This window comes from Pseudomonas sp. NBRC 111124 (genome assembly GCF_001320245.1).
In the GTDB taxonomy this organism is placed as follows: domain Bacteria; phylum Pseudomonadota; class Gammaproteobacteria; order Pseudomonadales; family Pseudomonadaceae; genus Aquipseudomonas.
Window position 1 is genome coordinate 24,129 of sequence record NZ_BCBA01000034.1, and the last position, 25,862, is coordinate 49,990.

At 62.7% G+C, this 25,862-nt stretch carries 30 protein-coding genes; 21 read left to right on the top strand and 9 right to left on the bottom strand.

From position 1 onward, the window contains the following. Positions 1–3 precede the first annotated feature (3 nt). From cysK to APH28_RS14285, 4 genes are all read left to right on the top strand, one after another. On the top strand, positions 4–978 hold the full coding sequence (gene cysK, locus APH28_RS14275) for a cysteine synthase A (protein ID WP_060510358.1): 975 nt from the start codon (positions 4–6) through the stop codon (positions 976–978). Between the two features lie 172 nt (positions 979–1,150). After that, positions 1,151–2,086 (top strand): aspartyl/asparaginyl beta-hydroxylase domain-containing protein, encoded by a 936-nt coding sequence (locus tag APH28_RS14280; protein ID WP_060510360.1) that lies wholly within the window; start codon positions 1,151–1,153, stop codon positions 2,084–2,086. Positions 2,087–2,246: 160 nt separating this feature from the next. Beyond that, positions 2,247–2,408, top strand: coding sequence for a hypothetical protein (locus APH28_RS28625; protein ID WP_156340890.1), 162 nt, complete (start codon positions 2,247–2,249; stop codon positions 2,406–2,408). Between the two features lie 116 nt (positions 2,409–2,524). Beyond that, positions 2,525–3,406 carry a DMT family transporter gene (locus APH28_RS14285; protein WP_060510362.1) on the top strand — a complete coding sequence of 294 codons (882 nt, stop codon included), beginning with the start codon at positions 2,525–2,527 and terminating at the stop codon, positions 3,404–3,406. Positions 3,407–3,409: 3 nt separating this feature from the next. Here the strand turns inward: APH28_RS14285 and APH28_RS14290 are convergent, their stop codons facing one another. Together APH28_RS14290 and APH28_RS14295 are read right to left on the bottom strand one after the other, a co-directional pair. Further along, complete coding sequence (locus tag APH28_RS14290; RefSeq protein WP_060510364.1) at positions 3,410–3,868, bottom strand: DUF4265 domain-containing protein; 459 nt, start codon at positions 3,866–3,868, stop codon at positions 3,410–3,412. A gap of 13 nt (positions 3,869–3,881) precedes the next feature. Continuing rightward, complete coding sequence (locus tag APH28_RS14295; protein ID WP_060510366.1) at positions 3,882–4,757, bottom strand: DMT family transporter; 876 nt, start codon at positions 4,755–4,757, stop codon at positions 3,882–3,884. A gap of 147 nt (positions 4,758–4,904) precedes the next feature. On the opposite strand from APH28_RS14295, the gene aceK reads away from it, so the two are divergent. Further along, entirely contained in the window at positions 4,905–6,620 is a 1,716-nt protein-coding gene (aceK, locus tag APH28_RS14300) for a bifunctional isocitrate dehydrogenase kinase/phosphatase (protein ID WP_060510368.1), read from the top strand. Position 6,621: 1 nt separating this feature from the next. Here aceK and APH28_RS14305 read toward each other — a convergent pair whose 3' ends face one another. Continuing rightward, complete coding sequence (locus APH28_RS14305; RefSeq protein WP_060510370.1) at positions 6,622–7,482, bottom strand: DUF6279 family lipoprotein; 861 nt, start codon at positions 7,480–7,482, stop codon at positions 6,622–6,624. 131 nt (positions 7,483–7,613) lie between these two features. On the opposite strand from APH28_RS14305, the gene APH28_RS14310 reads away from it, so the two are divergent. After that, a complete protein-coding gene (locus tag APH28_RS14310; RefSeq protein ID WP_060510372.1) occupies positions 7,614–8,450 on the top strand; it encodes a S1 RNA-binding domain-containing protein in 837 nt (278 codons plus the stop codon). Here APH28_RS14310 and APH28_RS14315 read toward each other — a convergent pair whose 3' ends face one another. Then, on the bottom strand, positions 8,451–8,831 hold the full coding sequence (locus tag APH28_RS14315) for a hypothetical protein (RefSeq protein ID WP_060510375.1): 381 nt from the start codon (positions 8,829–8,831) through the stop codon (positions 8,451–8,453). A 274-nt stretch (positions 8,832–9,105) separates the two neighbouring features. Between APH28_RS14315 and APH28_RS14320 the strand changes: the two genes are divergently transcribed. The 3 genes from APH28_RS14320 to def all read left to right on the top strand — a co-directional run bounded on the left by APH28_RS14320 (position 9,106) and on the right by def (position 10,907). Then, the gene (locus APH28_RS14320; protein ID WP_060510377.1) at positions 9,106–9,285 is read left to right on the top strand and encodes a CsbD family protein; all 180 of its coding nucleotides are present in this window, start codon (positions 9,106–9,108) and stop codon (positions 9,283–9,285) included. A gap of 138 nt (positions 9,286–9,423) precedes the next feature. Beyond that, positions 9,424–10,374, top strand: coding sequence for a YihY/virulence factor BrkB family protein (locus APH28_RS14325; protein ID WP_060510379.1), 951 nt, complete (start codon positions 9,424–9,426; stop codon positions 10,372–10,374). Continuing rightward, positions 10,371–10,907, top strand: a complete 537-nt coding sequence (def, locus tag APH28_RS14330) for a peptide deformylase (RefSeq protein WP_060510381.1) — start codon at positions 10,371–10,373, stop codon at positions 10,905–10,907. The genes APH28_RS14325 and def overlap by 4 nt, the downstream gene beginning before the upstream one ends. Here the strand turns inward: def and APH28_RS14335 are convergent. Next, on the bottom strand, positions 10,862–11,311 hold the full coding sequence (locus APH28_RS14335; RefSeq protein WP_177334268.1) for a GNAT family N-acetyltransferase: 450 nt from the start codon (positions 11,309–11,311) through the stop codon (positions 10,862–10,864). The two genes, def and APH28_RS14335, sit on opposite strands and share 46 nt — an antisense overlap. Before the next feature lie 273 nt (positions 11,312–11,584). Between APH28_RS14335 and APH28_RS14340 the strand changes: the two genes are divergently transcribed. The 10 genes from APH28_RS14340 to APH28_RS14385 all read left to right on the top strand — a co-directional run bounded on the left by APH28_RS14340 (position 11,585) and on the right by APH28_RS14385 (position 17,420). Then, positions 11,585–11,842: a DUF2790 domain-containing protein gene (locus APH28_RS14340; RefSeq protein ID WP_054885703.1), complete on the top strand. Its 258-nt coding sequence runs from the start codon at positions 11,585–11,587 to the stop codon at positions 11,840–11,842. A 112-nt stretch (positions 11,843–11,954) separates the two neighbouring features. Then, positions 11,955–12,920: a threonine dehydratase gene (locus APH28_RS14345; protein ID WP_060510383.1), complete on the top strand. Its 966-nt coding sequence runs from the start codon at positions 11,955–11,957 to the stop codon at positions 12,918–12,920. A gap of 47 nt (positions 12,921–12,967) precedes the next feature. Continuing rightward, positions 12,968–13,222, top strand: coding sequence for a type II toxin-antitoxin system HicA family toxin (locus APH28_RS14350; protein WP_060510385.1), 255 nt, complete (start codon positions 12,968–12,970; stop codon positions 13,220–13,222). Beyond that, positions 13,219–13,551 carry a type II toxin-antitoxin system HicB family antitoxin gene (locus APH28_RS14355; protein WP_060510387.1) on the top strand — a complete coding sequence of 111 codons (333 nt, stop codon included), beginning with the start codon at positions 13,219–13,221 and terminating at the stop codon, positions 13,549–13,551. Before APH28_RS14350 ends, APH28_RS14355 begins: the two co-directional genes overlap by 4 nt. A gap of 74 nt (positions 13,552–13,625) precedes the next feature. Beyond that, the gene (locus tag APH28_RS14360; RefSeq protein ID WP_060510389.1) at positions 13,626–14,273 is read left to right on the top strand and encodes a LysE family translocator; all 648 of its coding nucleotides are present in this window, start codon (positions 13,626–13,628) and stop codon (positions 14,271–14,273) included. A gap of 10 nt (positions 14,274–14,283) precedes the next feature. Then, on the top strand, positions 14,284–14,760 hold the full coding sequence (locus APH28_RS14365; RefSeq protein WP_082432302.1) for a GyrI-like domain-containing protein: 477 nt from the start codon (positions 14,284–14,286) through the stop codon (positions 14,758–14,760). 102 nt (positions 14,761–14,862) lie between these two features. Then, positions 14,863–15,288: a nuclear transport factor 2 family protein gene (locus APH28_RS14370; protein WP_060510393.1), complete on the top strand. Its 426-nt coding sequence runs from the start codon at positions 14,863–14,865 to the stop codon at positions 15,286–15,288. A gap of 43 nt (positions 15,289–15,331) precedes the next feature. Next, positions 15,332–15,676 (top strand): YciI family protein, encoded by a 345-nt coding sequence (locus APH28_RS14375; RefSeq protein WP_060510395.1) that lies wholly within the window; start codon positions 15,332–15,334, stop codon positions 15,674–15,676. Positions 15,677–15,696: 20 nt separating this feature from the next. Then, the gene (locus APH28_RS14380) at positions 15,697–16,182 is read left to right on the top strand and encodes an SRPBCC family protein (protein WP_060510397.1); all 486 of its coding nucleotides are present in this window, start codon (positions 15,697–15,699) and stop codon (positions 16,180–16,182) included. Continuing rightward, positions 16,182–17,420, top strand: a complete 1,239-nt coding sequence (locus APH28_RS14385; RefSeq protein WP_060510399.1) for an RNA polymerase sigma factor — start codon at positions 16,182–16,184, stop codon at positions 17,418–17,420. The genes APH28_RS14380 and APH28_RS14385 overlap by 1 nt, the downstream gene beginning before the upstream one ends. A gap of 115 nt (positions 17,421–17,535) precedes the next feature. On the opposite strand, the gene APH28_RS14390 is transcribed toward APH28_RS14385, so the two are convergent. Together APH28_RS14390 and APH28_RS14395 are read right to left on the bottom strand one after the other, a co-directional pair. After that, on the bottom strand, positions 17,536–18,006 hold the full coding sequence (locus tag APH28_RS14390; protein WP_060510401.1) for a MaoC family dehydratase: 471 nt from the start codon (positions 18,004–18,006) through the stop codon (positions 17,536–17,538). A 33-nt stretch (positions 18,007–18,039) separates the two neighbouring features. Continuing rightward, entirely contained in the window at positions 18,040–18,984 is a 945-nt protein-coding gene (locus APH28_RS14395) for an alpha/beta hydrolase (protein ID WP_060510403.1), read from the bottom strand. A 210-nt stretch (positions 18,985–19,194) separates the two neighbouring features. On the opposite strand from APH28_RS14395, the gene fadD2 reads away from it, so the two are divergent. Then, on the top strand, positions 19,195–20,883 hold the full coding sequence (gene fadD2 / locus APH28_RS14400) for a long-chain-fatty-acid--CoA ligase FadD2 (protein ID WP_060510405.1): 1,689 nt from the start codon (positions 19,195–19,197) through the stop codon (positions 20,881–20,883). Between the two features lie 269 nt (positions 20,884–21,152). Then, entirely contained in the window at positions 21,153–22,850 is a 1,698-nt protein-coding gene (fadD1, locus tag APH28_RS14405) for a long-chain-fatty-acid--CoA ligase FadD1 (RefSeq protein ID WP_060510407.1), read from the top strand. Between the two features lie 51 nt (positions 22,851–22,901). Here the strand turns inward: fadD1 and APH28_RS14410 are convergent, their stop codons facing one another. Both APH28_RS14410 and APH28_RS14415 read right to left on the bottom strand, forming a co-directional pair. Further along, a complete protein-coding gene (locus APH28_RS14410; RefSeq protein ID WP_060510408.1) occupies positions 22,902–24,209 on the bottom strand; it encodes an FAD-binding oxidoreductase in 1,308 nt (435 codons plus the stop codon). A gap of 30 nt (positions 24,210–24,239) precedes the next feature. Then, the gene (locus tag APH28_RS14415) at positions 24,240–25,604 is read right to left on the bottom strand and encodes a glutamine synthetase family protein (RefSeq protein ID WP_060510410.1); all 1,365 of its coding nucleotides are present in this window, start codon (positions 25,602–25,604) and stop codon (positions 24,240–24,242) included. Positions 25,605–25,862: the final 258 nt, after the last annotated feature.

A 25,862-nucleotide genomic window follows, 5' to 3' on the forward strand; every position in this document is an offset into this window, starting at 1 on the left:
GCCATGAGCCGTATCTACGCAGACAACGCCCACTCCATCGGCAACACGCCGCTGGTGCAGATCAACCGCATCGCCCCGCGTGGGGTGACTATCCTGGCCAAGATCGAGGGGCGCAACCCGGGCTACTCGGTCAAGTGCCGGATCGGCGCGAACATGGTCTGGGACGCTGAAAGCAGCGGCAAGCTCAAGCCGGGCATGACCATCGTCGAGCCGACCTCGGGCAATACCGGCATCGGCCTGGCGTTCGTTGCCGCCGCCCGAGGCTACAAGCTGATCCTGACCATGCCGGCTTCGATGAGCCTGGAGCGACGCAAGGTGCTCAAGGCGCTGGGCGCAGAGCTGGTGCTGACCGAACCGGCCAAGGGCATGAAAGGCGCCATCGAGAAAGCCAACGAAATCGTGGCTTCCGACCCTGCCCAGTACTTCCAGCCGGGCCAGTTCGAGAACCCGGCCAACCCGGCGATCCACGAAAAGACCACCGGCCCGGAAATCTGGAACGACACCGACGGTGCGGTCGATGTGCTGGTTGCGGGCGTTGGCACCGGCGGCACCATTACCGGCGTGTCGCGCTACATCAAGCACACCCAGGGCAAGTCGATCCTGTCGGTGGCGGTCGAGCCGGTGGCTTCGCCGCTGATCAGCCAAACCCTGGCCGGTGAAGAACTCAAGCCCAGCCCGCACAAGATCCAGGGCATCGGCGCCGGCTTCGTGCCGAAAAACCTCGACCTGTCGATCGTCGACCAGGTCGAGACCGTGACTGACGAAGAATCCAAGGCCATGGCCATCCGCCTGATGCAGGAGGAAGGCATCCTCTGCGGCATTTCCTGTGGCGCGGCCATGGCAGCGGCGGTGCGGCTGGCCGAGAAGCCGGAAATGCAGGGTAAGACCATCGTCGTAATCCTGCCCGACTCGGGCGAGCGTTACCTGTCCAGCATGCTGTTCAGCGACCTGTTCAGCGAGCAGGAAAACCAGCAGTAGTCCGCCTTGCCGCTGATCCGGCGCAATGTTCGGCGGCTTGGTTTATTGCAAAATCTTCATGAGTGAGATCCTGATCTGGTTGTTTTTACCGGGGCGGGATGGGTTTATGATGGCCGGATGATTTTTCTGGGAGCAGGCAGCGCTGGCCTGCTTCCACTCCAAGGAGTGTTGCATGACCTTTTCCTTTCTCGCCAAGGCAGGTGTCCTGCTGGTGTTTTTCGGCAGCGTGCTTTACGTGCACCTGCGCGGCAAGGCCCGCCTGCCGGTACTGCGCCAGTTCGTCAACCATTCGGCGCTGTTTGCACCTTATAACAGCCTGATGTACCTGTTCTCCGGCGTGCCCTCCAAGCCCTACCTGGACCGCCAACGCTTCCCCGAACTGGACGTGCTCAAGGACAACTGGCAGGTGATTCGCGAAGAGGCCATGCGCTTGTTCGACGAGGGCTACATCCGCGCGGCCGAAAAGGACAACGACGCCGGCTTCGGTTCGTTCTTCAAAAAAGGCTGGAAGCGTTTTTACCTGAAGTGGTACGACAAGCCGCTGCCGTCTGCCGAAGCCCTCTGCCCGAAAACCGTCGAGCTGGTCAGCAGCATACCGAACGTCAAGGGTGCAATGTTCGCCCTGCTGCCTGGTGGCAGCCACCTGAACCCGCACCGCGACCCCTTTGCCGGCTCCTTGCGCTACCACCTGGGCCTGTCGACGCCCAACTCCGATGCCTGCCGCATCTACGTCGATGGCGAGGAATACGCCTGGCGTGACGGCGAGGACGTGATGTTCGACGAGACTTACGTGCACTGGGTCAAGAACGAAACCGACGTGACCCGGGTGATTCTGTTCTGCGACATCGAGCGCCCGCTGAGCAGCCCGCTGATGACCCGCCTCAACCGCAAGGTCAGTGCCTTCCTCGGCCGCGCCACCGCGCCGCAGAACACCGATGACGAGCGTGTCGGCGGGATCAACCAGGCGTATGCCTGGAGCAAGCGCTTCAGCAACAAGATCAGCACCCGCATGAAGCAGTTCAAACGCGCCAACCCAAAGGCCTACCGCATCCTGCGGCCGGTGCTGGCGGTGGTGGTGGCTTATTTCCTGTATCGCTGGTTGTTCTGATAGCAGGGTCGGCCTCTTCGCGGGGCAAGCCCGCTCCTACAGGGGATATGCGATTCCTGTAGGAGCGGGCTTGTCCCGCGAAGAGGCCCGGTCAGGCTATTGCTCATCCTCTGATTCACCGCTATATTCCGAAACACTTCTCTTCCCTGAAGCCCCGATCATGCCAGCCATCCCTTCCACCACTAGCTTTGCCATCGCGCCAGTCGCGGGCATGGTCGTGCGTGGCAGCCAGCAGCCGGCCATGATCAGTCACTACCCACCACCTGTCAGTGGCGTCGTAGGCGGCGTAGCTCCGCCTCCTTGCGTGGTCGTACTGGGCTGATCGGCTTCTGGCCGCACCCCTTCGCCCCCGCAACCTACTGAACACGGTCGGCACCTTCCCTCGCTGAAGTTCATGCCCGCCGTCTGGCTTATTCGCCTCATATCAGGTGGCAATACATGTCTGTCTTCAATAAAGCATCCGTGGCCTCGGCGGCCACTACCAGCCTGTTCGTCCTGCTCTGGAGCAGCGGCGCGATCGTTTCCAAACTTGGCCTGGCCCATGCCAGCCCCTTCGCCTTCCTGCTGCTGCGTTCGGCGCTGGCCCTGGCCGGGCTGCTGCTGGTCGGCCCGCTGCTCGGCCTGCGCTGGCCGCGTACACGGGGGGCGATGCTGCGTGCCCTGGGCACCGGCTGCGTGCTGCTCGGCGCTTACCAGATCTTTTACCTGCTGGCGCTCAACACCCATGTCACCCCTGGGGTGATGGCTACGGTGATGGGGGTGCAACCGATCCTTACCGTGGTACTGATCGAGCGCCAGCGCTCCTGGAGCCGGCTGTTCGGCCTGGGGCTTGGGCTGGGCGGGCTGGTGATGGTGGTCTACCAGGGCATCAACCTCGGTGGGGTGTCGCTGCTCGGCATGCTGTTCGCGTTGCTGGCGCTGGCCAGCATGACCGTCGGCTCGATCCTGCAGAAGCGCATTACCGACAACCCCATGGGTACACTGCCGTTGCAGTACATCGCCGGTTTCGCCATGTGTGCCGTGTTCGCGCCGCTGCAACCGCTGCACGTCGACTGGACCGGTGGTTTCGTCGGTGCGCTGCTGTGGATGGGGCTGGTCGTTTCGCTGTTGGCGACCTTGCTGCTGTACCGGCTGATCGCCAAGGGTAACCTGGTCAACGTGACCAGCCTGTTCTACCTGGTGCCGGCAGTGACCGCGGTGATGGACTTGCTGATCTTCGGCAACCGCCTGGCGCCGTTGAGCCTGCTGGGCATGGGGCTGATCGTGGTCGGCCTGCTGTTCGTATTCCGCAAGCCGGCAGCCCGGCTGGCCGAGGCGTAAGGCCTAGCGGAATTCTTCGGGGATGGCATGACGCAACACGCCCTCCTCGAAGTCCAGGATGCCGGCTTCGCGCTGGGTCAGCAGGTAGTAGAGCAGGGTGTCGGCGGATTGCGTTGCCGGCACCTCGACCGCCAGCATCCTGACCGCTTTTTCCACCTCGCAGGTGCAGCCGAACTCGGTCAGGGCCTCGAGTACTTGCTCCACGGTTTCCGGTGGTTTGACGACGACGCGGAACACCGACACTCCAGCGCTCTGCTGCAAGGCATCGAACCAGGCCTGGTCGCCCTCGTGGCGGATGCTGATGATGTCGCCGGGCGCGATGCCGTAGACGTGGAAGGGGATGCTGTCGACTCGATGGCCGCCTGCGACCGCGTGTGTCCACAAACCTTCCACCGAGGCTGGCGGGTAGCCGCTCGCGTCCTGCTCCAGGCGGAACAGCACCTTCCTGACCGTGTCGCTCATGCTCCGCATCGCCTCACGTACGCGCCGGGCGCAGCACCAGCCACAGCGCCAGGGCAATCAGTACACCACCATACACATGGGCCATCGACAACGGCTCGTCGAGCAGCCATGCCCCCCACAATACACCGAACACCGGGATCAGGAAGGTCACGGTACTGGCCCTGACCGGGCCGATTTCGGCCAGCAGACGGAAATACAGGATGTAGGCGAAGGCGGTGCACAGCAGGCCCAGGCCCAGCAGCGACAGCCACACCTGCCAGCCGCCCCAGCTCGCGGGCGGCTGGCTGAGTGCGCTCCAGGCGAACAGCGGGCTCATCAGCAAGGTGGCGCCTAGCATGCTGCCCAAGGCCGACAGGCGGCTGTCCAGCCCGCTGATCCAGCGCCGCGCGAGGAAGCCGGCAAAACCGTAGCAGGTGGTGGCCGCCAAGCAGGCCAGGGCGCCCTGCACCAGGGCCATGTCCAGCGCTACCGGGCCTGCGCCGCTGAGGATGCCGACACCAAACAGGCCGAGGAAGATGCCGCCGAGCTTGGGCAAGGTCATGGCCTCGCGGAAAAACAGCGCGCCGATCAGCACGCCCATCAGCGGTGTGGTGGCATTGAAAATGGCCGAATAGCCGGCGGGCAGCACTTGCGCGGCCACCGAATAGAAGGTGGCCGGGATGCCGGAGTTGATCATGCCCAGTACCAGGCAGGCGCCCAGCTTGCCGTCGAAGTGCCAGCGCACTCGGCTGGCGGCGAGGATGGCGATCAGGCCCAGGCAGGCGATGGAAACGCGAAAGAACGCGGTGGGGATGGTACCCAGCTCAGGGGCGATGATGCGCATGAACAGGAAACTCGCCCCCCAGACAGCGGCAAGGGTCAGCAGGCGGGTTAGGGCGATGGGGCTCACAACGGTCTCCGGGTACTACAGGGCAGGGCGCGAGTGTACGTGACTGGCTTGGGTGATTCTTGTGCTTTCTTGCGCTGTAAACCTGCACCGGCCTCTTCGCGGGTACAGGCTAATCTCATAAGCTCATCCAGCCCCGAGGTCCTTAGCATGCCCCAACCTTGGCCCGCAGCCGACATCGCCCGGACAATCCTCGACGGCTTCGACAATTACCGTGAACACTTCCAGCAGATAACCCTGGGCGCCCGCGAACGCTTCGAGCAGGCGCGCTGGCAGGACATCCAGCGCGCTTCGGCTGCGCGCATCAACCTCTATGAAGAGAAAGTCGCCGAGGTCAACGGCAACCTGCGCCAGGCCTTTGCGCAGGACGTGTTGCTCGATGTGGAACAGTGGCCGCTGGTGAAAAACGCCTACATTCGCCTGATTGACCCGCGCCTGGACGACGAGCTGGCGGAGACCTGGTACAACTCGCTGTTCTGCAGCCTGTTCAGCCATGACCAGATCAGCGACGGCTGCATGTTCATCCACACCACTCGGCCTTCGATCCGCGCCCACGAGCGCGCTGCGCAGACCCGCACCTATACGCTAGGCGCGGGTCTGAAAAGCCTGCTGCGGGCGATCTTCGCCGATTACCCGTTCGATGCACCCTATGGCGACCTGGAAAGCGACCTTGCGCGCCTCGAGGAGCAACTGCGCGAATGCCTGCCGGACTGGGTGTGCAAGGACCCGGCCCTGGCCGTGGAGCTGTTCGTGCCGGTGTTGTACCGCAACAAGGGCGCCTACCTGGTCGGCCGCCTTTACAACAGCGACGAGCAATGGCCGCTGGTGATCGCGCTGCTGCACCGTGAAGGCCATGGGATCGAGGCCGATGCGTTGATCACCGACGAGGCCGAGGTGTCGATCATCTTCTCGTTCACCCGTTCGTACTTCATGGCCGACGTGCCGGTGCCAGGGGAGTTCGTCAACTTCCTCAAGCGCATTCTGCCGGGCAAGCACATCGCCGAGCTGTACACCTCGATCGGCTTCTACAAGCAGGGCAAGTCTGAATTCTACCGCGCCCTGATCAACCACCTGGCCAGCAGCGACGACCGCTTCGTCATGGCCCCTGGGGTGCGCGGCATGGTCATGAGCGTGTTCACCCTGCCGGGCTTCAATACGGTGTTCAAGATCATCAAGGACCGCTTCGCGCCGTCCAAGACGGTCGACCGCGCCACGGTAATCGACAAATACCGGCTGGTAAAAAGCGTCGACCGGGTGGGGCGCATGGCCGATACCCAGGAGTTTGCCGATTTCCGCTTCCCGCGCAGCAAGTTCGAGCCCGAGTGCCTGGCAGAGCTTCTGGAGGTGGCCCCCTCGACGGTGGCACTGGAGGGCGACACGGTGCTGGTGCGGCACTGCTGGACCGAGCGGCGCATGACTCCGCTCAACCTGTATCTGGAGCACGCCAGCCAAGGGCAAGTGCTCGAAGCGCTGGAAGATTACGGGCTGGCCATCAAGCAGCTGGCGGCGGCCAACATCTTCCCGGGTGACATGCTGCTGAAGAACTTCGGGGTTACCCGGCATGGGCGGGTGGTGTTCTACGACTATGACGAGATCAGCTTTCTGACCGAGGTGAACTTCAGGCACATTCCGCCGCCGCGCTACCCGGAGGATGAGATGTCCGGCGAGCCGTGGTATTCGATCGGGCCGCACGATGTGTTTCCCGAAGAGTTTCCGCCGTTCCTGTTTGCCGATATCGGCCAGCGCCGGCTGTTCAGCCGGTTGCATGGGGATTTGTATGACGCGGACTACTGGAAGCGGCTGCAGGCGGCGATCCGCGAGGGCAAGGTAATTGATGTGTTTCCGTACCGGCGCAAGGGGCGGTGACTTATCCCTTCAGGCATTTCATTTCACTGAAGTCGGTACGCACCTTGGTCAGCCGCTCTTGCAGGTACTGGCGCTGCACCGGTGTACTCAGGTGCAGCAAGTCAATCAACAGGCTGCGTGCCTGCTGTTCGGTATTCTCAAAGGCGGCGCGATATTCCGGGGTCCACAGGCTTTCCTTGTGTTGCAGCAAGGTGGCCAGGCGTGGCTCGAAGCTGGCGTCGTTGCGCTGGTCCATGGCCAGCATCAGCTGTTGCTGCCAGTGCTGGCGGTTGGCGATCCATTGGCGGTTCTGGTCACCCAGCGCCTGCGACCAAGCCTGCACACGCTGGTGCTGGGCAGCATTGAGCTCGCCAAACCAGTTGTTCAGGCGTTTTTCCATGCGTTCGCTGCGCCTGGCGATCTGCTTGGCCAAGGGCGTGTCGACATATTCCTTTTGCCGCTCGCTGATGTCGTTGCGCAAGGCATCGCGCATTTGCGCCACTTGCTTATCGCTCATGCCGCGCAGCAGCTCGGTGGCCGAAGGGGTGATTTCTTCGGCTACCCGGCCGATCGCCTGGCGGGCTTCGACCGTGCGTTGCTGCAGCGCCTGGTCGGTTACCTGGTCCTTGGCGACCATGTCGCGTACCCGATCAAGCCAGTCAAGGTAGCTCGGCAGCTGGGTCTGGCAGTGCCAGGCCAGGTGCTTCTTGAGCCGTTCGTCGAGCAATGCCTTCTGCTCACGGTTCATCGCCAGGTAGTCGCCCAGCGACCAGGGCACCAGGCGGTCGAGGTTGCGATACGCCAGGTCGATGCGGCTGCAGGCCGTCAGTGCCATGGCGCAGGCGATGACGATGAGCAGGGCTTTGGACAGGCGTACAGGCATGTGCAGGTCCTTGCAGTGGCTGGCCACTCGGTAGACGCAAGGGTAGCGGGTGCGGTTCCACCGAATCAGTGATCGGGCAGTGCGGTGGCTTCAGGTGTAGAATAGCCGCCTTGTCTTGAGGAACATCGGAAATGGCTCTACTTGGGCGTTACAACAGTTTGCAAATCGTGAAACACGTGGAATTCGGCCTGTACCTGGATGGCGGCTCCGACGGTGAGATCCTGCTGCCAGGGCGTTACATCCCGAAGAACGCCGAAACCGAGGTCGACGACTGGCTGAACGTGTTCCTTTACCTGGATAGCGATGACAAGCTCATTGCCACCACGGAAAAGCCCAAGGTGCAGGTCGGCGAGTTCGCCAGCCTCAAGGTCAAGGACATCAATGGGGCCGGTATCTTCCTGGACTGGGGGCTGCCCAAAGACTTGCTGATGCCGTATTCCGAAGAAACCCGGCAACTGAAGATCGGCGATTACTGCGTGGTGCATGCCTACCTCGACAAACGCACCCGCCGCATCACTGCCACTTCACGCCTGGACCGCTACCTGGACATCACCCCGGCTCAATACCAGGTTGGCCAGCCGGTCGAGTTGCTGGTGGCCGGCGAAACGCCAATGGGCTTCAAGGCCATCATCAACAACCGCCACTGGGGCCTGATCCACAAGAACGAGGTGTTCAAGTTCCTGCGTTCGGGTATGCATGTGGAAGGCTTCATCAAGGAAGTGCGCCATGACGGCAAGATCGCCCTGAGCCTGCAGCCAGTTGGCAAGGCGCTGGGCGACGACCTGCAGGAGCGCATCATGGCGCGCCTGGAGGCCGAGGGCGGGGTGCTGGCGGTGAGCGACAAGAGCGCCCCGGAAGTGATCAGCCAGCTGTTCAACGTCAGCAAGGGCAATTTCAAGAAGGCCATTGGCGGGTTGTTCAAGCAAGGCCGCATCGTCATCCATGACGAGCGCATCGAAAAGGCCTGATCAGGCCTGTACGAAGGTCCGGAAGTCCAGCTGCTCGCCACCGGGGCGGGTGTCGCGCAGCAGCGAGTCGCGGTCGGCGCTCAGGGCCAGGCTGATGGTCGAGCGGCGCTTGCCGGGGTTACGCACTTCCATCTGCTCCTGGTGAGCACGCAGGAAGTTGACCGGCACCTTCAGGTGCTGCAGCTCGTCGCTTTCCGGGGTGTGCAGCAACAGGTTGACCCAGTCGGGCTGGCCCTTGCGAAGCAGTGCCACCGGCACCTCGAACCACCACAGGTTGCGTTTGCGGTCGAGGATGGCGAACAGGGTGTTGGCGCTGGTCAGCACCGGGTTGGCCAGGGCCTGGTTGCGGCGGGCGATGGCGGCGGGTTTGTCGAGTTTCATGCAGGTTCCTGCGGGTTGACGCTTGATTAGGGCTGCATTGTGAGGGGTGGCACCGGGCCTAGCAAGGTTTGCCGGCCTCTTCGCGATCAGGGCCGATTCTGACTGTTCGTAGCACCCTGGACAAAGCGCGCCTGCCCCTTGTCATCCTGCAGCAGTCGCCCGCTTGTTCGCCGTTCGGCTTGCGGCAGGCAAATTGATTGAAACTCTTGCAGAAGGTGCCCGGTCCATCGTCTGTCGACACGTTCCCCGTGTCTCCATTTGCAGGAGATTTGCCATGAGCGGCACCAAAGACAAAGCGAAAGGTCTGGCCAACGAAGCAGTCGGCAACGTCAAGCAGGGCGTCGGCAAGGTGACGGATAACGACAAGCTGCGGGCGGAAGGCAAGGCTCAGGAGCTCAAGGGCGAAGCACAGCAGATCAAGGGTAATGTGAAGGATGCGGTGAAAAAGCCTTGATGTGAAACAGCCTGTTCCTGCCTCTTTTCCGGGCAGGAGCAGGTATTTTCTTCAAGCATGTCCGGGAGCGGTACATCACCTGCGTGGTCTATTAGACTTAACCGTGTACTCAAGAATCAAGCGGCGAAAGGAGACGCTATGATTTTCCCCGACCTGCGCGGTCTGCCCCTGCACCGCGTGCTGGTATGCACCGTCAAGGAATTCCTCGACGACGAGATGTCCACGTATGCGTCAGCACTGGCCTATCAGATGCTGTTTTCGCTGTTTCCCTTCATCCTGTTCCTGGTAGCCCTGATCGGTTTTCTGCACCTGCCCGACTTTTTCTCCTGGTTGCGCCTGCAATCGGAGCTGGTGCTTCCCCCGCAGGCTCTGGAACAGGTGAACCCAGTTATAGACCAGTTGCAGCAGTCCAAGGGCGGGCTGCTGTCGGTGGGTATCGTCATCGCGCTGTGGACCGCCTCGGCCGGTGTGCGCCTGATGATGAGCGCCATGAATGCCGCCTATGACGTGCCCGAGGGGCGCCCGGTGTGGAAGCGCATTCCTTTGTCGATCGTCTACACCGTCGGCATCGCCGGCATGCTGCTGGCGGCGGCTGCACTGATGGTATTGGGGCCGCAGGTGATGGAGTGGATCGCCTCCCAGGTCGGCCTGCAGGAAATGATCGTCACCGTCTGGACAGTGCTGCGCTGGCCAGCAATCGTCATCCTGATGATGGTCGCCGTGGCATTGATTTATTACGTGATGCCGGACGTGAAGCAGAAGTTTCGCTTCATCACGCCCGGGTCGGTGCTGGCAGTAGTAGTATGGATCATCGCCTCCCTGGGCTTTGCTTACTACGTCAAGACCTTTGCCGACTACAACGCCATGTACGGCAGCATCGGTGCGATCATCGTGCTGTTGCTGTACTTCTACATCTCTGCCGCGGTGCTGTTGCTGGGGGCGGAAATGAATGCGGTGATCGAGCACATGTCGAGCGAGGGCAAGAACCCGGGCGAGAAGGATTTCACGGGCGAACCCGAGGAAACCATTACCGTGCTCGGCCATGAACGCCCGGTCGAGCCAGAACCGACCGAGCCGAGCCCGCGATGATCCGTGACATTCTCAAGATGGGCGACGAGCGCCTGCTGCGTATCGCCCCACCGGTGCCTGAGCATCTGATTGGCAGCGCCGAACTGCAGCAGTTGATCGACGACATGTTCGAAACCATGCGCCATGTCGGTGGCGTGGGCCTGGCGGCACCGCAGATCGGTATCGACCTGCAGCTGGTGATCTTTGGTTTCGAGCGCAGCGAGCGTTACCCGGATGCCGAGCCGGTCCCGCAGACCATCCTGCTCAACCCGGTGATCACGCCGCTGACCACTGAGATCGAGGACGGTTGGGAGGGCTGCCTGTCGGTGCCCGGTCTGCGTGGGGTGGTGCCGCGCTTCAAGCACATCAGCTATGAAGGCATCGACCCGCAGGGCAACCCGATCAACCGCTTTGCCGATGGTTTTCATGCGCGTGTGGTGCAGCATGAGTGCGACCACCTGATCGGCCGCCTGTACCCTTCGCGCATCCAGGACTTTGCCCGGTTCGGCTACACCGATGTGCTGTTCCCGGGGCTGGATGACAACGACGACTGAGCGCGCACCATGGCCAGCAGGCTTTTTCTGCGCTGGTAACGTTGCAGGCGCGAAGCCAGGGCTTCCGGCAGTTGCTCAGTGATGCTGAAGCCAAGGCGCTGGTAGTAGGCTGTGAGGTCGGGGTGGCAGAACAGCCAGGTCGGGCCGCTGTGCCCGGCCAGGGCCGCCTCGACCAATTGCGCGGCCACCCCACGCTTGCGTTGAAGTGGGGCGACGAACAGGCCGGTGAGCCAGTGGCCATCGGCAATGGCGCTGAGGCAGAGGCCGGCAACAATAGCATCAGTGCGCGCCACCCAGGATTCACCATCATTGGCTGCACGCATGCGCGAACCCTGCTGTTTGTAGAAGTGTTCGAGCAGTCGACGCTCGGGGCCAACGAGCAGGGCGCAGTGCAGGGCAGTCATGGGGTTACCTGGAACGGTTGGCTCTGGCTCGGTGGATCAGCCCTCGAGCCGTTTCGCTTTGTCGCAGATTGTTGCAAATCGTGCAAGGGTGAATGTCCGAGTTCAGGGTTCAACTATTCCCGACCAGGAGTAGAATTTTAACCATTCCCCCTGGTAGTAGACGAAGCGGGATCGGTACTTCGTGTCATCTTCGCAGTTGATGACAACTTCTCCGGGCCATTGACGGCTTAAGAAGTCACTCGATCAGCTGGATTGCCTTAAAGGCCAAACCCTATGAAACCATTACTGATTCTTGCACTGGTCGGTATGTCCTCGTTCGCCCTCGCCGATGAGGCCAAGCCGGTCTCCAGCGAGCCTGTGGCTCAGCAGTACGACTATTCCATGAACCTCGACATCAAACGGGTGATCAACCTGTCGACCATCCCCAATGTCTGTGAAGTAGTACCGGCGACCATGACCTATGAAGACCATCATGGCCAGGTGCATACCATTCAGTACCGGGCGATGGGTGAAGGTTGCCAGCAAGGCTGATGCGTCGATGGCCTTGTCACCGGTCAAACGGCGACAAGGCCATCTGCAATTTACCTGACCCACCCAAGGCGATTAGGATCGGTAGACACACGTACCGATAAGGATGATCGCCATGTTCGACCTCGCCGCCCTGCGCGAAGCCGCCGTTTTCGTTCACCAGCACGTTCCGCCAACGCCACAGCGCGTCTGGCCGCTGCTGGCCGAGCGGGTGGGCTGCAAGCTGTGGGTCAAGCACGAAAACCATGCCCCCACCGGCGCTTTCAAGGTGCGCGGCGGGTTGGTCTATGTGCGTTCGCTGCTGGCTGCCGGCAAGCCCCCGCGGGGCCTGGTCACCGCCACCCGTGGCAACCACGGCCAGAGCATGGCACTGGCCGCGAGCCAGGCCGGTGTGCCGCTGGTGATCGTGGTGCCCGAGGGCAACTCGAAAGAGAAAAACGCAGCCATGCGTGCACTGGGCGCCGAGCTGGTGGAGCACGGTGTCGACTTCGACGTGGCCCGCGAAGAGGCGGCCCGCCTGGCGGACGAGCTGGGTTATGACATGGTGCCGTCGTTCCACCCTGAGCTGGTGCGTGGGGTGGCCACCTATGCCCTGGAGCTGTTCGACGCGGTTAGCGAGCTGGATTGCGTGTACGTGCCGATTGGCATGGGCTCGGGTATCTGCGGGCTGATCCAGGCGCGCAACCTGCTGGGGCTGAAGACCGAGATCGTCGGCGTGGTCTCCAGTGCGGCCGATGCCTATGCGCAGAGTTTCGAGCGGGGCCGCATCGTCACCACCGCCACTGCCGATACCTTTGCTGATGGTATGGCCTGCCGGGTACCGCACCCGGATGCTTTCGCCCTCGTTCGCGAGCATGCCGCACGCATCGTGCGGGTCACCGACAGCGAAGTGGCAGAAGCCATGCGCATCTATCACGAAACCACCCATAACACTGCCGAAGGCGCGGGTGCCGCTGCATTGGCGGCGTTGCTGCAAGAGCGCAAGCGCCAGGCCGGCAAACGCGTGGCAGTGGTGCTGAGCGGCGCCAACGTGGATCGCGAGCGTTATGCGCAGGTGCTGGCGGGTACTGAAAGATCCTGAATGAAAATCGGGGAAAAAGTGCTATCTTATTTTGATAGCATTTTCCGATGAACACTCGATACCGAAAAATCTACGACGCTATCTTCAGGACGCCCACCACGGCCTCGTTGGCGTTTGCTGAGGTCGAAGCCCTGGTGCTTCACCTTGGCGGGCAGGTGCTGGAGCGGCAAGGCTCCAGGGTCAAGCTGGTGCTTGGCGGCCAAAGCTGGAGGTACCATCGCCCCCATCCCGGCAAGGAAGCCAAACGGTATCAGATTGAAGAAGCCCGCGAATTCTTGCTGCGGGCAGGAGTCAGCCTATGAGTTGCATGCGCTACAAGGGCTATGCCGCCCGTATCGAATACGATGAGCGTGATGACATTTTTGTTGGCCGTGTGCTGGGCATGCGCGACATCATCAGTTTCCACGCAAGCTCGGTGCCCGAGCTTCATGAAGCCTTCCGGGAGGCGCTGGAGGATTACCTGGCCGACTGCGAGGAGCAGGGCATCGCCCCGGAGAAGCCCGCGTCAGGCAAGGTCATGCTGCGCATCCGTCCAGAGGTACATGCGGCGGCCAGCGTTGCCGCCCGCGCTGCAGGCAAAAGCCTGAACCAGTGGGCGGACGAGGTGTTCGAGCAGGCGGCTCTGGCCTGATCGCACAACTTTCCATCCCTTTACCACTCGTGGCAGGCTCTACGGCGCCTGATTACCCCGTCTTTGAGTGCTCGATGCCTTTTTCCAACGGTTTTCTCCTCAGCCTGTCCCTGTGCCTCGACATCGGGGTGGCCAACATCGCCATGATCACCCTGGCCATGCAGCGTGGCTTCCTGCAGGGCTTCTGGCTCGGTCTGGGGACCTGTGTGGGCGACCTGATCTACGCCATAGCGGCGCTGGCCGGCATGACCGTGTTGCTGCAGTTCGAAAGCGTGCGTTGGGCCTTGTGGCTTGGCGGTTCGGCGTTGCTGGTGTGGTTCGCCATCAAGATGCTGTTGGCCGCCTGGCGTGGCGGGCATTTGGCGGCCAATGTGGACGTGGTGGTGGAGTCGGGCTGGCGCGAGTTTCTGCGGGGCATCTTCCTGGCCATGTCGTCGCCCAGCGCCATCCTCTGGTTTGCTGCGGTCGGCGGCGTACTGATAGCTCGCTCCGGTGGGGGCGGCGCGCTGGATGCCGGGCTGTTCCTGGGCGGCTTCTTCGCCGCTGGGCTGGTCTGGTGCTTGAGCCTGTGTGGCATCGCCAGCCATGGCGGGCGATTGCTGGGGGATCGCCTGCTGACCTGGTCTTACCTGCTGTCGGCGGCGATTTTCTGCTATTTCGCGGTATACGTGATCATCTCAGGCTACCGTGAATTCATTCTCGCCAGCCCACCGCTTACCTGAGGCAATGCTCATGACCCCGCAAGCAATTTCCCCTGCGCGTTACGAAGACGGTCGCTCGCTGCACCTGGCCGGTTTTGCCGAGCGATTCGGCATGAGCGACCTGAGCGGGTTGCCATTGCTCTGGCATCGCTTCGCGCCGCACCTTGGGCATGTGCCTGGGCAGCGGGATCATGACAGTTATGGGGTCTGCTACAACCCCGACGCGCAAGGCGACTTCGATTACCTGGCAGCTGTGGCAGTCAATGCGGACCAACCCCTGCCCGACGGGTTCAGCACTTTGGCGCTGGCGCCGCAGCATTACGCAGTGTTCGAGCACCATGGCAGCTTGCAGTGCCTGAAAGCGACCTTCGATGGCATTTTCCAGTGGCTGCCGCAATCGGGTGAACAGCAGGCCGATGCGCCACTGTTCGAGCGCTACCCAGCCGGTTTCGACCCTGCCGACCCTCATGCGGTCATGGAAATCTGGATTCCCCTGCTGCGCAAATAATTCCGGCAGCCTGTCGATCTTTGCGATTACCGTTCGACCATGAGCTGAAGGTACAACAGATGCTTGTGCCGAAACGCTCATGAACGATCGGAGGAATGCACGATGAACACAGCCGCGGAAAACGAAATCCGTCAGCTTATCGAGCGCTGGATGCAGGCCGTGCGTGACCGAGACATCCCCGCCATTACCGCGCCCTACGCCGACGACATCGTCGCCTTCGATGCCATCCAGTCATTGCAATTCGTGGGCAAAGCCACCTACACGGCGCACTGGGAAATGTGCATGAACCTGTGCCCTGGGCCCATGGTCTTCGAGCTCGCTCAACTGACTGTACACGCCGAGGGCGAGCTGGCCTTGGCGCACTGGCTGAACCGCTGTGGCCCGGGCGATGACGAGAGCCAGTGCGGCTTCATGCGTGCCACCGTCGGCTACCGCAAGGTCGGCGGCCAGTGGCAGGTGATCCACGAACACTGGTCGGCACCTTTCGACATGCAAACCCAGAAAGCACTGTTCGATCTCAAGCCTTGATCGGCTATCGCCAAATGCACCTTGCCAACGCCTGGAGACGACCATGAAATACCTGTGCCTGGTCTATTGTGACGAAGGGCTGCTGCACAGCCTGCCCGAGAGCCCGGAAGATGCCGAATGCATGGCCTACGCCGAATCGCTGCAGAGCGCCGGGCGCATCATCGCCGCCGAAGCGCTGAAAACCGTACAGACCGCCACCACCGTGCGCATGCGCGCAGGGCGAATGAGCATCACCGATGGCCCGTTCGCCGAAACCAAGGAGCAGCTCGCTGGCTTTTACCTGGTCGATGCCCGTGACCTCAACGAGGCGCTGAACATCGCCAAGGGCATTCCAGCAGCACGGGTTGGTAGCGTGGAAGTGCGGCCAGTGCGCGAACTGCAACCCTGACAGCAAGGAGAACAACAAGAATGACCCTTGTCCAACCCGCGCCAGCGCAGCACGAGCTGGCCATCAGCCGCTTGATCGATGCCCCGCCTGCCAAGGTATTTCGTGCCTGGACCGAGCCTGAATGGCTGATGCAGTGGTGGGGGCCCCATGGTATGACCACCCCGGAGTGCGAGATGCAACTGTGGGTCGGGGGGCTTTTTCGTACGCTGATGCGTGCCCCGGATGGCTCCGAGTACCCGACCCAGGGGGTGTTCCTGGAAATTGCCGCACCACGTCGGCTGGTGTTCACCGATGCCTTCGGGCCGGGTTGGGTACCGTCGGACAAGGCGTTCATGACAGCAGTGATCAGCTTTGACGAAGAAAACGGCAAGACCCGCTACACCGCCCGTGCCTGGCACTGGAATGCAGCCGACAGCCGTGCCCATGAAGAAATGGGTTTCCACCAGGGCTGGGGAGAGAGCCTGGACCGCCTGGTGGAGGTCGTGACCCAGCGGATGCCTGACTGATGGCACAGCTGCTGCAGGTACGTGGCGAAGTCGAAGCGGTATACCGGCGTGATTCGCGGCGCATCCTGGCCACGCTGATTCGCCTGCTGGGGGATTTCGACCTGGCCGAGGAGGCCATGCACGATGCCTTCTTCATTGCCGTCGAGCGCTGGCAGCGCGATGGCATCCCCGACAATCCGCGGGCCTGGCTGGTCTCGACCGGGCGCTTCAAGGCCATTGACGCATTGCGCCGACGTGCCCGCTTCGACCGCTCCCAGGCCGACCTGATCATGCTGATCGAAGGCCAGGGGCTGGACCCCAGTGAAGAGGCGTTGCTCGCCGATGACCGCTTGCGGTTGATCTTCACCTGCTGCCACCCGGCCCTGGCGGCTGATGCCCAGGTACCGCTGACCCTGCGTGAAGTCTGCGACCTGACCACCGAGCAGATCGCGCGGGCCTTCTTGCAGAGCCCTGCGACCATCGCCCAGCGCATCGTCCGCGCCAAAGCCAAGATTCGTGATGCCGGCATTCCTTATCAGGTCCCGGAACTGCATGAGTTGCCCGAACGCCTGGAAAGTGTATTGCGGGTCATCTATCTGGTGTTCAACGAGGGTTACTCGGCGTCGTCGGGCGAGGTATTGCTGCAGCAGGAGCTGAGCGACGAAGCGATCCGCCTTGGGCGCCTGCTGGTTCAATTGTTGCCGCACGCCGAAGCCGTGGGTTTGCTGGCGCTGATGTTGCTGCAGGCATCACGGCAGCGGGCCCGCAGCGATGCCGAAGGTAACCTGGTACTGCTTGGCCAGCAGGACCGCAGCCTGTGGGACCGCGAACTGATTGCCGAAGGTTGCGAGCTGGTGCGCCTGGCCTTGGCCAGCCGGGCCTTTGGTGCCTACACCGTGCAGGCCGCGATCGCGGCCGTGCATGCCGAGGCAGTGACGGCGCAAGAGACCGACTGGGCAGAAATTGTCGGGCTTTACGATGTGCTGCAACGGCACTGGCCATCAGCCGTTGTGGCGCTCAACCGGGCGGTGGCGCTGGCCAAGCGCGACGGGGCGCAGGCGGGGCTGGACGCGGTGGAGGCGATTCTGGCGGCTGGGGAGTTGCGCGACTATCACCTGGCGCATGCGGCGCGGGCGGAGATGCATCAGCAGCTGGGCAATGTGGATGAGGCGCGGGCGGCTTGGCAACAGGCGCTGGAGCTGACCAGGCAGGAGCCGGAGCGGCGGCATATCGAAAGGCGATTGCGCGAATTGATGTAGTGGCTTTACCGGTCCATTCGCGGGTGAACCCGCTCCCACAAGGTTTAGTGAAGGCCTGGTAGGCAGTGCATCACCTGTGGGAGCGGGCGTGCCCGCGAAGAATCCAACACTGATATCAGCTGGCGACGAAGTTCGGCGGCGATACCAGTTCGACGGTCTGTTGCTTGCGCGGTGCCAGGATCTCGGCCACGCCCTCGACCACCAGCTCATCGTTCTGGTTGTACACGTTGGTGGCGATACGCACCTTGAACTTTGGCAGTTTCTCGAGGATTTCCAGGCGCACGGTCAGGGTGTCGCCGATCTTCACCGGCTTCTGGAAGCTCATCTGCTGGCCCAGGTAGATGGTGCCAGGGCCAGGCAGGGTGCAGGCCACTGCGGCGCTGATCAGGGCGCCGCTGAACATGCCGTGGGCGATGCGTTCCTTGAACATGCTCTTGGCGGCGAATTCCGCATCCAGGTGCACCGGGTTGTGGTCACCGGACATGGCGGCGAACAGCTGGATGTCGCGTTCTTCGACGGATTTCTCGTAGGTGGCCGTCTGGCCGACTTCAAGGGCTTCGTAAGGCGTGTTGGTGACCTGGGTCATTGGGTTTCCTTAAGGGGCGGGCGAGGGCGCCTGTCATTCACTGCGAGCAGGGCGGCCTAGGGCCATCGCCTGCTCCAACCAAGCGAGGATATCAGCGGTGACCTCGTCGCGGTTGAGTTCGTTGAGTACTTCATGCCGCGCCTCAGGATAGACGCGCAGCTGTACATGTCTATTGCCGGTCGCACGCAGCGCGTCGGCCAGAAGGGTGAGACGCCTGCCGGCGCTCACCGGATCACATTCGCCGCCAATCACCAGCATGGGCAGGTTCGGGTCGATCTGCGCAAGGTTGTGCGCCTGGCTGATCTGCGCCAGCCCGTGCAGCAGGTCGAGCCACAGCTGGTTGCTGCAGCGAAAGCCGCACAGCGGATCGTTGACGTACTTGTCCACTTGCGCCGGGTCACGGCTGAGCCAGTCGAACGCCGTGCGGGTGGGCTTGAAAGCGTTGTTGAACGAGCCGAACGACAGCCACTCGATCAATGCGCTCTTGCCTAGTGGCCCCTGGCGCCAGGCTTCCAGGCGTGCAATCAGGCGTGCTGCCCGATACAGCGCAGCGGGCTGGAAGTTGGAACCACTGAGAATCGCCCCGTGCAGGCTGCCACTGTGGTGCGTGAGATAGGCCTGGGCGATGTAGCTGCCCATGCTGTGGCCGAACAGAAACAGCGGAGTACAAGGGAACTGCTGGCCGATGTGCTGGGCCAGCAGGCCCAGGTCGTTGACCACGGCATTCCAGCCATGTTGCCGGGCGAACAGGCCGAGGCTGCCCTGTTCGGCAGTGCGCCCGTGGCCGCGCAGGTCTGGCGCCACAAGGGCGTAGCCGGCATCGCAGAGGGCCTGGCCCAGGCGCTGGTAGCGGCCGGCATGCTCGGCCATGCCATGCGCCAGCAGCACCACGGCCTTGACCGGTGTAGCCGGCAGCCATTGGTGCACGTAGAGCTGACAGTGCTCGCTGGCAGGCAGCCAGAATGCATCATGGGGCATGGCGAATCCTTTGCGCGGAGGTTACCCGCACAGTGTATGCACAACCGGCCGAATTGCAGGAAGGGCACAAATAAGATTCACAATGTTAATGGCGGCACTTGGCGTATATGCCGCCTCGGGCTTACCTGCTAACGTCGGTCCAACGCCTTTTTGCCACCAGGCAAACGGGGCAGGGAATCCGCGCGAGCTCAGGCAGAGGAACAATAATAAATGCAAGCCGACTTCTGGAATGACAAACGCCCCGAGGGCGTGCCTTCCACCATCGACATCCACGCGTACGCATCGGTCGTCGAGGTGTTCGAGCGCTCCTGCAAACGCTTCGCCGAGCGCCCGGCGTTCAGCAACCTCGGCGTGACCCTGAGCTACGCCGAGCTCGAGCGCCATTCGGCAGCCTTCGCGGCCTGGCTGCAGCAGCACACCAACCTCAAGCCGGGTGACCGCATCGCGGTGCAGATGCCCAACGTCCTGCAGTACCCGATTGCAGTGTTCGGCGCCCTGCGCGCCGGGCTGATCGTGGTCAACACCAACCCGCTGTACACCGAGCGCGAGATGCGTCATCAGTTCAAGGATGCCGGTGCCCGCGCCCTAGTGTACTTGAACATGTTCGGCAAGCGCGTGCAGGAGGTGCTGCCCGATACCGGCATCGAGTACCTGATCGAGGCAAAGATGGGCGACCTGCTGCCTGCCGCCAAGGGCTGGCTGGTCAATACCGTGGTCGACAAGGTCAAGAAGATGGTCCCGGCCTATCATCTGCCCCAGGCCATCCCGTTCAAGCAGGTCTTGCGCGAAGGCCGCAGCCTGTCGCACACGCCGGTGCCACTGCGCCTCGACGACATTGCCGTGCTGCAGTACACCGGCGGCACCACGGGCCTGGCCAAGGGGGCCATGCTCACCCACGGCAACCTGGTGGCCAACATGCTGCAAGTGCTGGCCTGCTTCTCCCAGCACGGCCCGGACGGGCAGCAGCTGATCAAGGAAGGCCAGGAGGTGATGATTGCGCCGCTGCCGCTGTACCACATCTATGCCTTCACCGCGAACTGCATGTGCATGATGGTCACCGGCAACCACAACGTGTTGATCACCAACCCGCGCGACATTCCGGGCTTCATCAAGGAGCTGGGCAAGTGGCGTTTCTCGGCGCTGCTGGGGTTGAACACCCTGTTCGTCGCGCTGATGGACCATCCCGGGTTCCGCCAGCTGGATTTCTCTGCACTGAAAGTCACCAACTCCGGCGGCACCGCGCTGGTCAAGGCCACTGCCGAACGCTGGGAAGCGCTCACCGGCTGTCGCATCGTCGAGGGCTATGGCCTGACCGAGACTTCACCGGTCGCCAGCACCAACCCCTATGGCCAGCTGGCGCGGCTGGGGACCGTGGGCATTCCGGTGCCGGGCACGGCATTCAAGGTCATCGACGATGATGGCAACGAACAGTCGTTGGGTGAGCGCGGCGAGTTGTGCATCAAGGGCCCGCAGGTGATGAAAGGCTACTGGCAGCAACCTGAGGCCACGGCGCAGGCCCTGGATGCCGAGGGCTGGTTCAAGACGGGCGATATCGCAGTGATCGACCCGGACGGTTTCACCCGCATCGTCGACCGCAAGAAGGACATGATCATCGTCTCCGGTTTCAATGTGTACCCCAACGAAATCGAGGACGTGGTGATGGGCCATCCGCAGGTCGCCAGCTGCGCGGCCATCGGCGTGCCGGACGAACGTTCGGGGGAGGCGGTGAAGCTGTTCGTGGTGGCGCGTGAGGGCGGTGTGAGCGTCGATGACCTCAAGGCCTATTGCAAGGCCAACTTCACCGGCTACAAGGTGCCCAAGCACATCGTGGTGCGCGAGTCGCTGCCGATGACGCCGGTGGGCAAGATCCTGCGGCGGGAGTTGCGCGACATCGCGTGATACCGAGAAGGCTGCAAGCTGCTCTAACTGGCAGCTTACAGCCCGATTTGCGACATTTTGGTTAATTACTCTAAAAATGACCTGTATCGTTCGTTGAGTCATTTTCGTGACTGTAAGGCCGGTCTTGGCCCCTAGGCGACCCCTATCAAAGCTGTTACTCTCGGCGCGCTTTCAGATGATTCGGTTTGCAACGAACCGCCATCTCATATCAATAATAAACGCATAGACGCGTGAATCGAACTTCGCTGTTGCTGAAGGAGTGGGCTTCCATGATCGAAAATTTTTGGAAGGATAAGTACCCAGCCGGGATTACGGCGGAAATCAATCCTGACGAATTCCCCAATATCCAGGCGGTACTCAAGCAATCCTGCCAACGCTTTGCCAATAAACCGGCCTTTAGCAACCTGGGCAAGACCATCACCTACGGCGAGCTCTACACGCTGTCAGGCGCTTTTGCAGCGTGGCTGCAGCAGCACACCGACCTCAAGCCGGGTGACCGCATTGCCGTCCAGCTGCCCAATGTCCTGCAATACCCGGTAGCCGTATTCGGTGCCATGCGCGCCGGCCTGATTGTAGTCAACACCAACCCGCTGTACACCGTGCGGGAAATGGAACACCAGTTCAACGACTCCGGCGCAAAGGCCCTGGTGTGCCTGGCCAATATGGCGCACCTGGCCGAAAAGGTAGTGCCCAAGACCCAGGTCAAGCACGTCATCGTCACCGAAGTGGCCGACCTCCTGCCACCGCTCAAGCGCCTGCTGATCAACAGCGTGATCAAGTACGTGAAGAAGATGGTGCCGGCCTACAACCTGCCGAACGCCGTGCGCTTCAACGATACCCTGGCGCTGGGCAAGGGCCAGCCGGTCACCGAAGCCAACCCGCAAGCCAACGACGTGGCGGTGCTGCAGTACACCGGCGGTACCACCGGCGTGGCCAAGGGCGCGATGCTGACCCACCGCAACCTGGTGGCCAACATGCTGCAGTGCCGGGCGCTGATGGGCGCCAACCTGCAGGAAGGCTGCGAGATCCTCATTACCCCGCTGCCGCTGTACCACATCTATGCCTTTACCTTCCATTGCATGGCGATGATGCTGATCGGCAACCACAACGTGCTGATCAGCAACCCACGCGACCTGTCGGCCATGGTCAAGGAACTGGGCAAATGGAAGTTCAGTGGTTTTGTCGGCCTTAACACGCTGTTCGTTGCGCTGTGCAACAACGAGGCATTCCGCGCCTTGGACTTCTCGGCGCTGAAAATCACCCTTTCCGGGGGCATGGCCCTGCAGTTGAGTGTCGCCGAGCGCTGGAAGAGCGTTACCGGCTGCGCGATCTGCGAAGGTTACGGCATGACCGAGACCAGCCCGGTGGCGGCGGTGAACCCTGCCGAGGCCAACCAGGTGGGTACCATCGGCATCCCGGTGCCCTCGACACTGTGCAAGGTCATCGACGACGCCGGCAACGAGCTGCCGCTGGGTGCAACCGGCGAGCTGTGCGTCAAGGGCCCGCAGGTGATGAAGGGTTACTGGCAGCGTGAAGATGCCACCACCGAGATCCTCGACAGCGACGGCTGGCTGAAGACCGGCGACATTGCGCTGATCCAGCCCGATGGCTACATGCGCATCGTCGACCGCAAGAAGGACATGATCCTGGTCTCGGGCTTCAACGTGTACCCCAACGAACTCGAAGACGTCCTCGCCGCCTTGCCGGGCGTGCTGCAGTGCGCAGCCATTGGTGTGCCGGACGAGAAGTCGGGTGAAGTGATCAAGGTGTTCATCGTGGTCAAGCCGGGCATGACCGTGACCAAGGAGCAGGTGATGGAACACATGCGTGCCAACGTCACCGGCTACAAGGTGCCGCGTCACATCGAGTTCCGCGATGCGCTGCCGACTACCAACGTTGGCAAGATCCTGCGTCGCGAGCTGCGCGATGAAGAGCTGAAGAAGCAAGGCTTGAAGAAGATCGCCTGATCCCTCTCATTGGCTGCTTCGCGGGCTTGTCCCGCGAAGCAGCCAATGAGATCAGCGCAGTTTTTCCAGCATCTGGTAGTACCACATCCCCGCCGCCAGCAACGGATTGCCCAGCAAGTCCCCCATCGGTACCCGCACGTGCTTGCACTGCGCGAAGGTGTCGAACTTCTCCAGTGTTCCCGTCAGTGCCTCGGCCATGATCTCGCCCATGATATGGCTGGTGGCGATGCCGTGCCCGGAATAGCCCTGGCAGTACCAGACGTTGTCCGACAGCTTGCCCAGCTGCGGAATGCGGTTGACCACGATGCCCATCGCGCAGCTCCACTGGAACTCGATTGGCACGCCCTTGAGCGCCGGGAAGGTGCGCTCGATGCACGGGCGCAGCTCGCCTTCGATGTCGCGCGAGTCCTTGCCCGAATAGTTGGCGCCGCCGCCGAACAGCAAGCGCTTGTCGGCTGTCAGGCGGTAGTAGTCGAGGACGAAGCGGCAGTCGTACACCGCCAGGTCCTGCGGGTTGATCTGCTGCGCCAGTTCACCCAGCGGGGCGGTGGTGACGATGCCACCCATGGCTGGGAAGATCTTGCCCTTGAGCTGGCGTTTTTCCAGTTTGTGGTAGACGTCACCGGCCAGCATCACCTGGCGCGCCTCGACCCGGCCGTGGGCGGTGACAACCGCCGGGCGCGGGCCGTGGACGATGTCCAGCACTTCGGAGTTCTCGAAGATCAGCGCACCCAGGCTGTGGGCCGCGCGGGCTTCGCCCAGGCACAGGTTGAGCGGGTGTAGGTGCAGGTTGCGCAGGTTTTTCAGTGCGCCCAGGTACAGCGGGCTCTGCAGGTGCCCGGCGACGCCGTTGCGGTCGAGCAGTTGCACCTGGTCGCCCATGCCGCGGCGTTCGGCCTCGGCCTGGAAGCTGCGCAGCTCCTCCATGTGCGAAGGTTTCATCGCGGCATGCAGGTGGCCACGCTTGAGGTCGCAGTCGATGCCATAGCGCTCGACCCGCTGCTCGATAATCTGGTGCCCGCGCCAGCGCAGGTGCCAGATGAAATCATCGACCTCGGCGCCCAGGTGGTTGCGCATCTGCGTACGCATGGCCTCGTCACCCGACAGGCTGCCGGTGACCTGGCCGCCGTTGCGCCCGCTGGCACCCCAGCCAATCCGGTGGGTCTCGACGATCGCCACCTTCAGGCCGCGTTCGGCCAGTTCCACTGCAGTGGCCACACCGGTAAAGCCGCCGCCGATAATGGCGACGTCGACCTGTACCGTGCCCCTGAGCTGCGGGTACTCGGTGTGGTCGTTCAGCGAGGCGCTGTAATAGGACGGCGCGCGCTGGGCCGGGCCGTTGTTCAATGCTGCGTTCATGGGTGTTCCTTGTTCTTGATTGGGTAAGGCTCAGGCCTGGTGCAGGTACCAGCGCCAGTCCTGTTCGCTGACTTCGGCCATGAACTGGCGGTACTCGGCGCGCTTGACCTTCAGGTAGACGCTTAGAAACGCCTCGCCGAGCGCTTCTCGCGCCCAGTGCGAGCGCTCCAGTGCATCCAGAGCGGTCAGCCAGTCGGTGGGCAGGTGTTCGGTAGCCTGGGCATAGCCGTTACCTTCGACTGGAGCGCCTGGGTCCAGCTGCTCGCGGATGCCGCGATGGCTGGCGGCCAGGATGGCGGCGGCAGCCAGGTACGGGTTGGCATCGGCGCCACAGATGCGGTGTTCGACATGCCGGCTGTTGGCCGGGCCGCCGGGTACGCGCAGGCTGACGGTGCGGTTGTCCACGCCCCAGGTCGGCGCCAGTGGCGCATAGCTGTTGGCCTGGAAGCGGCGGAACGAGTTGGCGTTGGGGCAGAACAGCAGCAGCGAGTCACGTAGGTGGCGGAGCATGCCAGCCACCGCCTGGCGCAGCAGCGGGGTGCCGGCTTTGTCTTCGCTGGCGAACAGGTTGTTGCCGGTGCTGTCGGCCAGGCTCAGGTGCATGTGCATGCCGGTGCCGGCCAGCTGCGCGAACGGCTTGGCCATGAAGCAGGCCTGCATGCCATGGGCATGGGCCACGCCCTTGACCAGGCGTTTGTAGCGCACGGCCTGGTCCATTGCCTCCAGGGCATCGCCATGTTCGAGGGTAATTTCCACCTGGCCCGGAGCGTACTCGGAGATCGCCGTGCGGGCAGGGATGCCCTCGGCCTTGCAGGCAGCGTAGAGGTCGGCAAGGAACGGCTCGATCTGCTCCAGCTCGCGCAGGCCATAGACCTGGGTGCTGCGTGGGCGCCCGCCGTCGGTGTCCAGCGCCGGCTGCGGGCGGCCCTGGGCGTCGCGCTTCTGGTCGAGCAGGTAGAACTCCAGCTCGCAGGCCATTATCGGGTGGTAACCGTCAGCCTTGAGCGCGTCGATGGTACGCAGCAGCACATGGCGTGGGTCGGCGACGCTGGCTGGCAGGCCTTCGCTCGGGTGCATGCTGACCTGCACCGCCGCCGTCGGCACTCGGCGCCAGGGCAGGCGTACCAGGCTGCCCTCCAGTGGGTAGGCGCGGCAGTCGATGTCGCCGACATCCCAGACCAGGCCGGAGTTTTCCACGTCGTCGCCATTGAGGGTCAGGCCGAGGATGGTGCTGGGGAGCGGGCGGCCGCTCTGGTACACCGCCAGCAGTTCTTCGCGGTGCAGCAGCTTGCCGCGGGGCACGCCGTTGGCGTCGAGGATGAACAGTTCGAACAGTTCGATATCGGGGTTTTCTGCCAGGAAACGGGCGGCGTGCTCTACAGGTGCAAAGTGCATGATGGATTCGCTCACAGGCGCACGGGACCGGCGCGCAGGCGCGGTCCACTTGAGTCAGACGGCCGGGTTGCGGCCGAGTCGGGTCACAATGGCGTGAGCGAGAAATCTGGTGGGCGTGCGTGGCGGCAGTGCCACAGGGCCCAGAAGGCGAGAATGATGTGGACCAGCGGATTTTCACCGGCGCGGGACCGGGCCTTCGGGAGCGAAGGGCGGGACGACGGTGGGGCGATGGTCTGGACGGGAGTCATGCCTTTGATA

Excerpts from the sequence above, each read along its gene's own strand:
- cysK (WP_060510358.1), top strand. The coding sequence starts at position 4 with ATGAGCCGTATCTACGCAGACAACGCCCACTCCATCGGCAACACGCCG.
- APH28_RS14280 (WP_060510360.1), top strand. The coding sequence starts at position 1,151 with ATGACCTTTTCCTTTCTCGCCAAGGCAGGTGTCCTGCTGGTGTTTTTC.
- APH28_RS28625 (WP_156340890.1), top strand. The coding sequence starts at position 2,247 with ATGCCAGCCATCCCTTCCACCACTAGCTTTGCCATCGCGCCAGTCGCG.
- APH28_RS14285 (WP_060510362.1), top strand. The coding sequence starts at position 2,525 with ATGTCTGTCTTCAATAAAGCATCCGTGGCCTCGGCGGCCACTACCAGC.
- APH28_RS14290 (WP_060510364.1), bottom strand. The coding sequence starts at position 3,868 with ATGAGCGACACGGTCAGGAAGGTGCTGTTCCGCCTGGAGCAGGACGCG.
- aceK (WP_060510368.1), top strand. The coding sequence starts at position 4,905 with ATGCCCCAACCTTGGCCCGCAGCCGACATCGCCCGGACAATCCTCGAC.
- APH28_RS14305 (WP_060510370.1), bottom strand. The coding sequence starts at position 7,482 with ATGCCTGTACGCCTGTCCAAAGCCCTGCTCATCGTCATCGCCTGCGCC.
- APH28_RS14310 (WP_060510372.1), top strand. The coding sequence starts at position 7,614 with ATGGCTCTACTTGGGCGTTACAACAGTTTGCAAATCGTGAAACACGTG.
- APH28_RS14315 (WP_060510375.1), bottom strand. The coding sequence starts at position 8,831 with ATGAAACTCGACAAACCCGCCGCCATCGCCCGCCGCAACCAGGCCCTG.
- APH28_RS14320 (WP_060510377.1), top strand. The coding sequence starts at position 9,106 with ATGAGCGGCACCAAAGACAAAGCGAAAGGTCTGGCCAACGAAGCAGTC.
- APH28_RS14325 (WP_060510379.1), top strand. The coding sequence starts at position 9,424 with ATGATTTTCCCCGACCTGCGCGGTCTGCCCCTGCACCGCGTGCTGGTA.
- def (WP_060510381.1), top strand. The coding sequence starts at position 10,371 with ATGATCCGTGACATTCTCAAGATGGGCGACGAGCGCCTGCTGCGTATC.
- APH28_RS14335 (WP_177334268.1), bottom strand. The coding sequence starts at position 11,311 with ATGACTGCCCTGCACTGCGCCCTGCTCGTTGGCCCCGAGCGTCGACTG.
- APH28_RS14340 (WP_054885703.1), top strand. The coding sequence starts at position 11,585 with ATGAAACCATTACTGATTCTTGCACTGGTCGGTATGTCCTCGTTCGCC.
- APH28_RS14345 (WP_060510383.1), top strand. The coding sequence starts at position 11,955 with ATGTTCGACCTCGCCGCCCTGCGCGAAGCCGCCGTTTTCGTTCACCAG.
- APH28_RS14350 (WP_060510385.1), top strand. The coding sequence starts at position 12,968 with ATGAACACTCGATACCGAAAAATCTACGACGCTATCTTCAGGACGCCC.
- APH28_RS14355 (WP_060510387.1), top strand. The coding sequence starts at position 13,219 with ATGAGTTGCATGCGCTACAAGGGCTATGCCGCCCGTATCGAATACGAT.
- APH28_RS14360 (WP_060510389.1), top strand. The coding sequence starts at position 13,626 with ATGCCTTTTTCCAACGGTTTTCTCCTCAGCCTGTCCCTGTGCCTCGAC.
- APH28_RS14365 (WP_082432302.1), top strand. The coding sequence starts at position 14,284 with ATGACCCCGCAAGCAATTTCCCCTGCGCGTTACGAAGACGGTCGCTCG.
- APH28_RS14370 (WP_060510393.1), top strand. The coding sequence starts at position 14,863 with ATGAACACAGCCGCGGAAAACGAAATCCGTCAGCTTATCGAGCGCTGG.
- APH28_RS14375 (WP_060510395.1), top strand. The coding sequence starts at position 15,332 with ATGAAATACCTGTGCCTGGTCTATTGTGACGAAGGGCTGCTGCACAGC.
- APH28_RS14380 (WP_060510397.1), top strand. The coding sequence starts at position 15,697 with ATGACCCTTGTCCAACCCGCGCCAGCGCAGCACGAGCTGGCCATCAGC.
- APH28_RS14385 (WP_060510399.1), top strand. The coding sequence starts at position 16,182 with ATGGCACAGCTGCTGCAGGTACGTGGCGAAGTCGAAGCGGTATACCGG.
- APH28_RS14390 (WP_060510401.1), bottom strand. The coding sequence starts at position 18,006 with ATGACCCAGGTCACCAACACGCCTTACGAAGCCCTTGAAGTCGGCCAG.
- APH28_RS14395 (WP_060510403.1), bottom strand. The coding sequence starts at position 18,984 with ATGCCCCATGATGCATTCTGGCTGCCTGCCAGCGAGCACTGTCAGCTC.
- fadD2 (WP_060510405.1), top strand. The coding sequence starts at position 19,195 with ATGCAAGCCGACTTCTGGAATGACAAACGCCCCGAGGGCGTGCCTTCC.
- fadD1 (WP_060510407.1), top strand. The coding sequence starts at position 21,153 with ATGATCGAAAATTTTTGGAAGGATAAGTACCCAGCCGGGATTACGGCG.
- APH28_RS14410 (WP_060510408.1), bottom strand. The coding sequence starts at position 24,209 with ATGAACGCAGCATTGAACAACGGCCCGGCCCAGCGCGCGCCGTCCTAT.
- APH28_RS14415 (WP_060510410.1), bottom strand. The coding sequence starts at position 25,604 with ATGCACTTTGCACCTGTAGAGCACGCCGCCCGTTTCCTGGCAGAAAAC.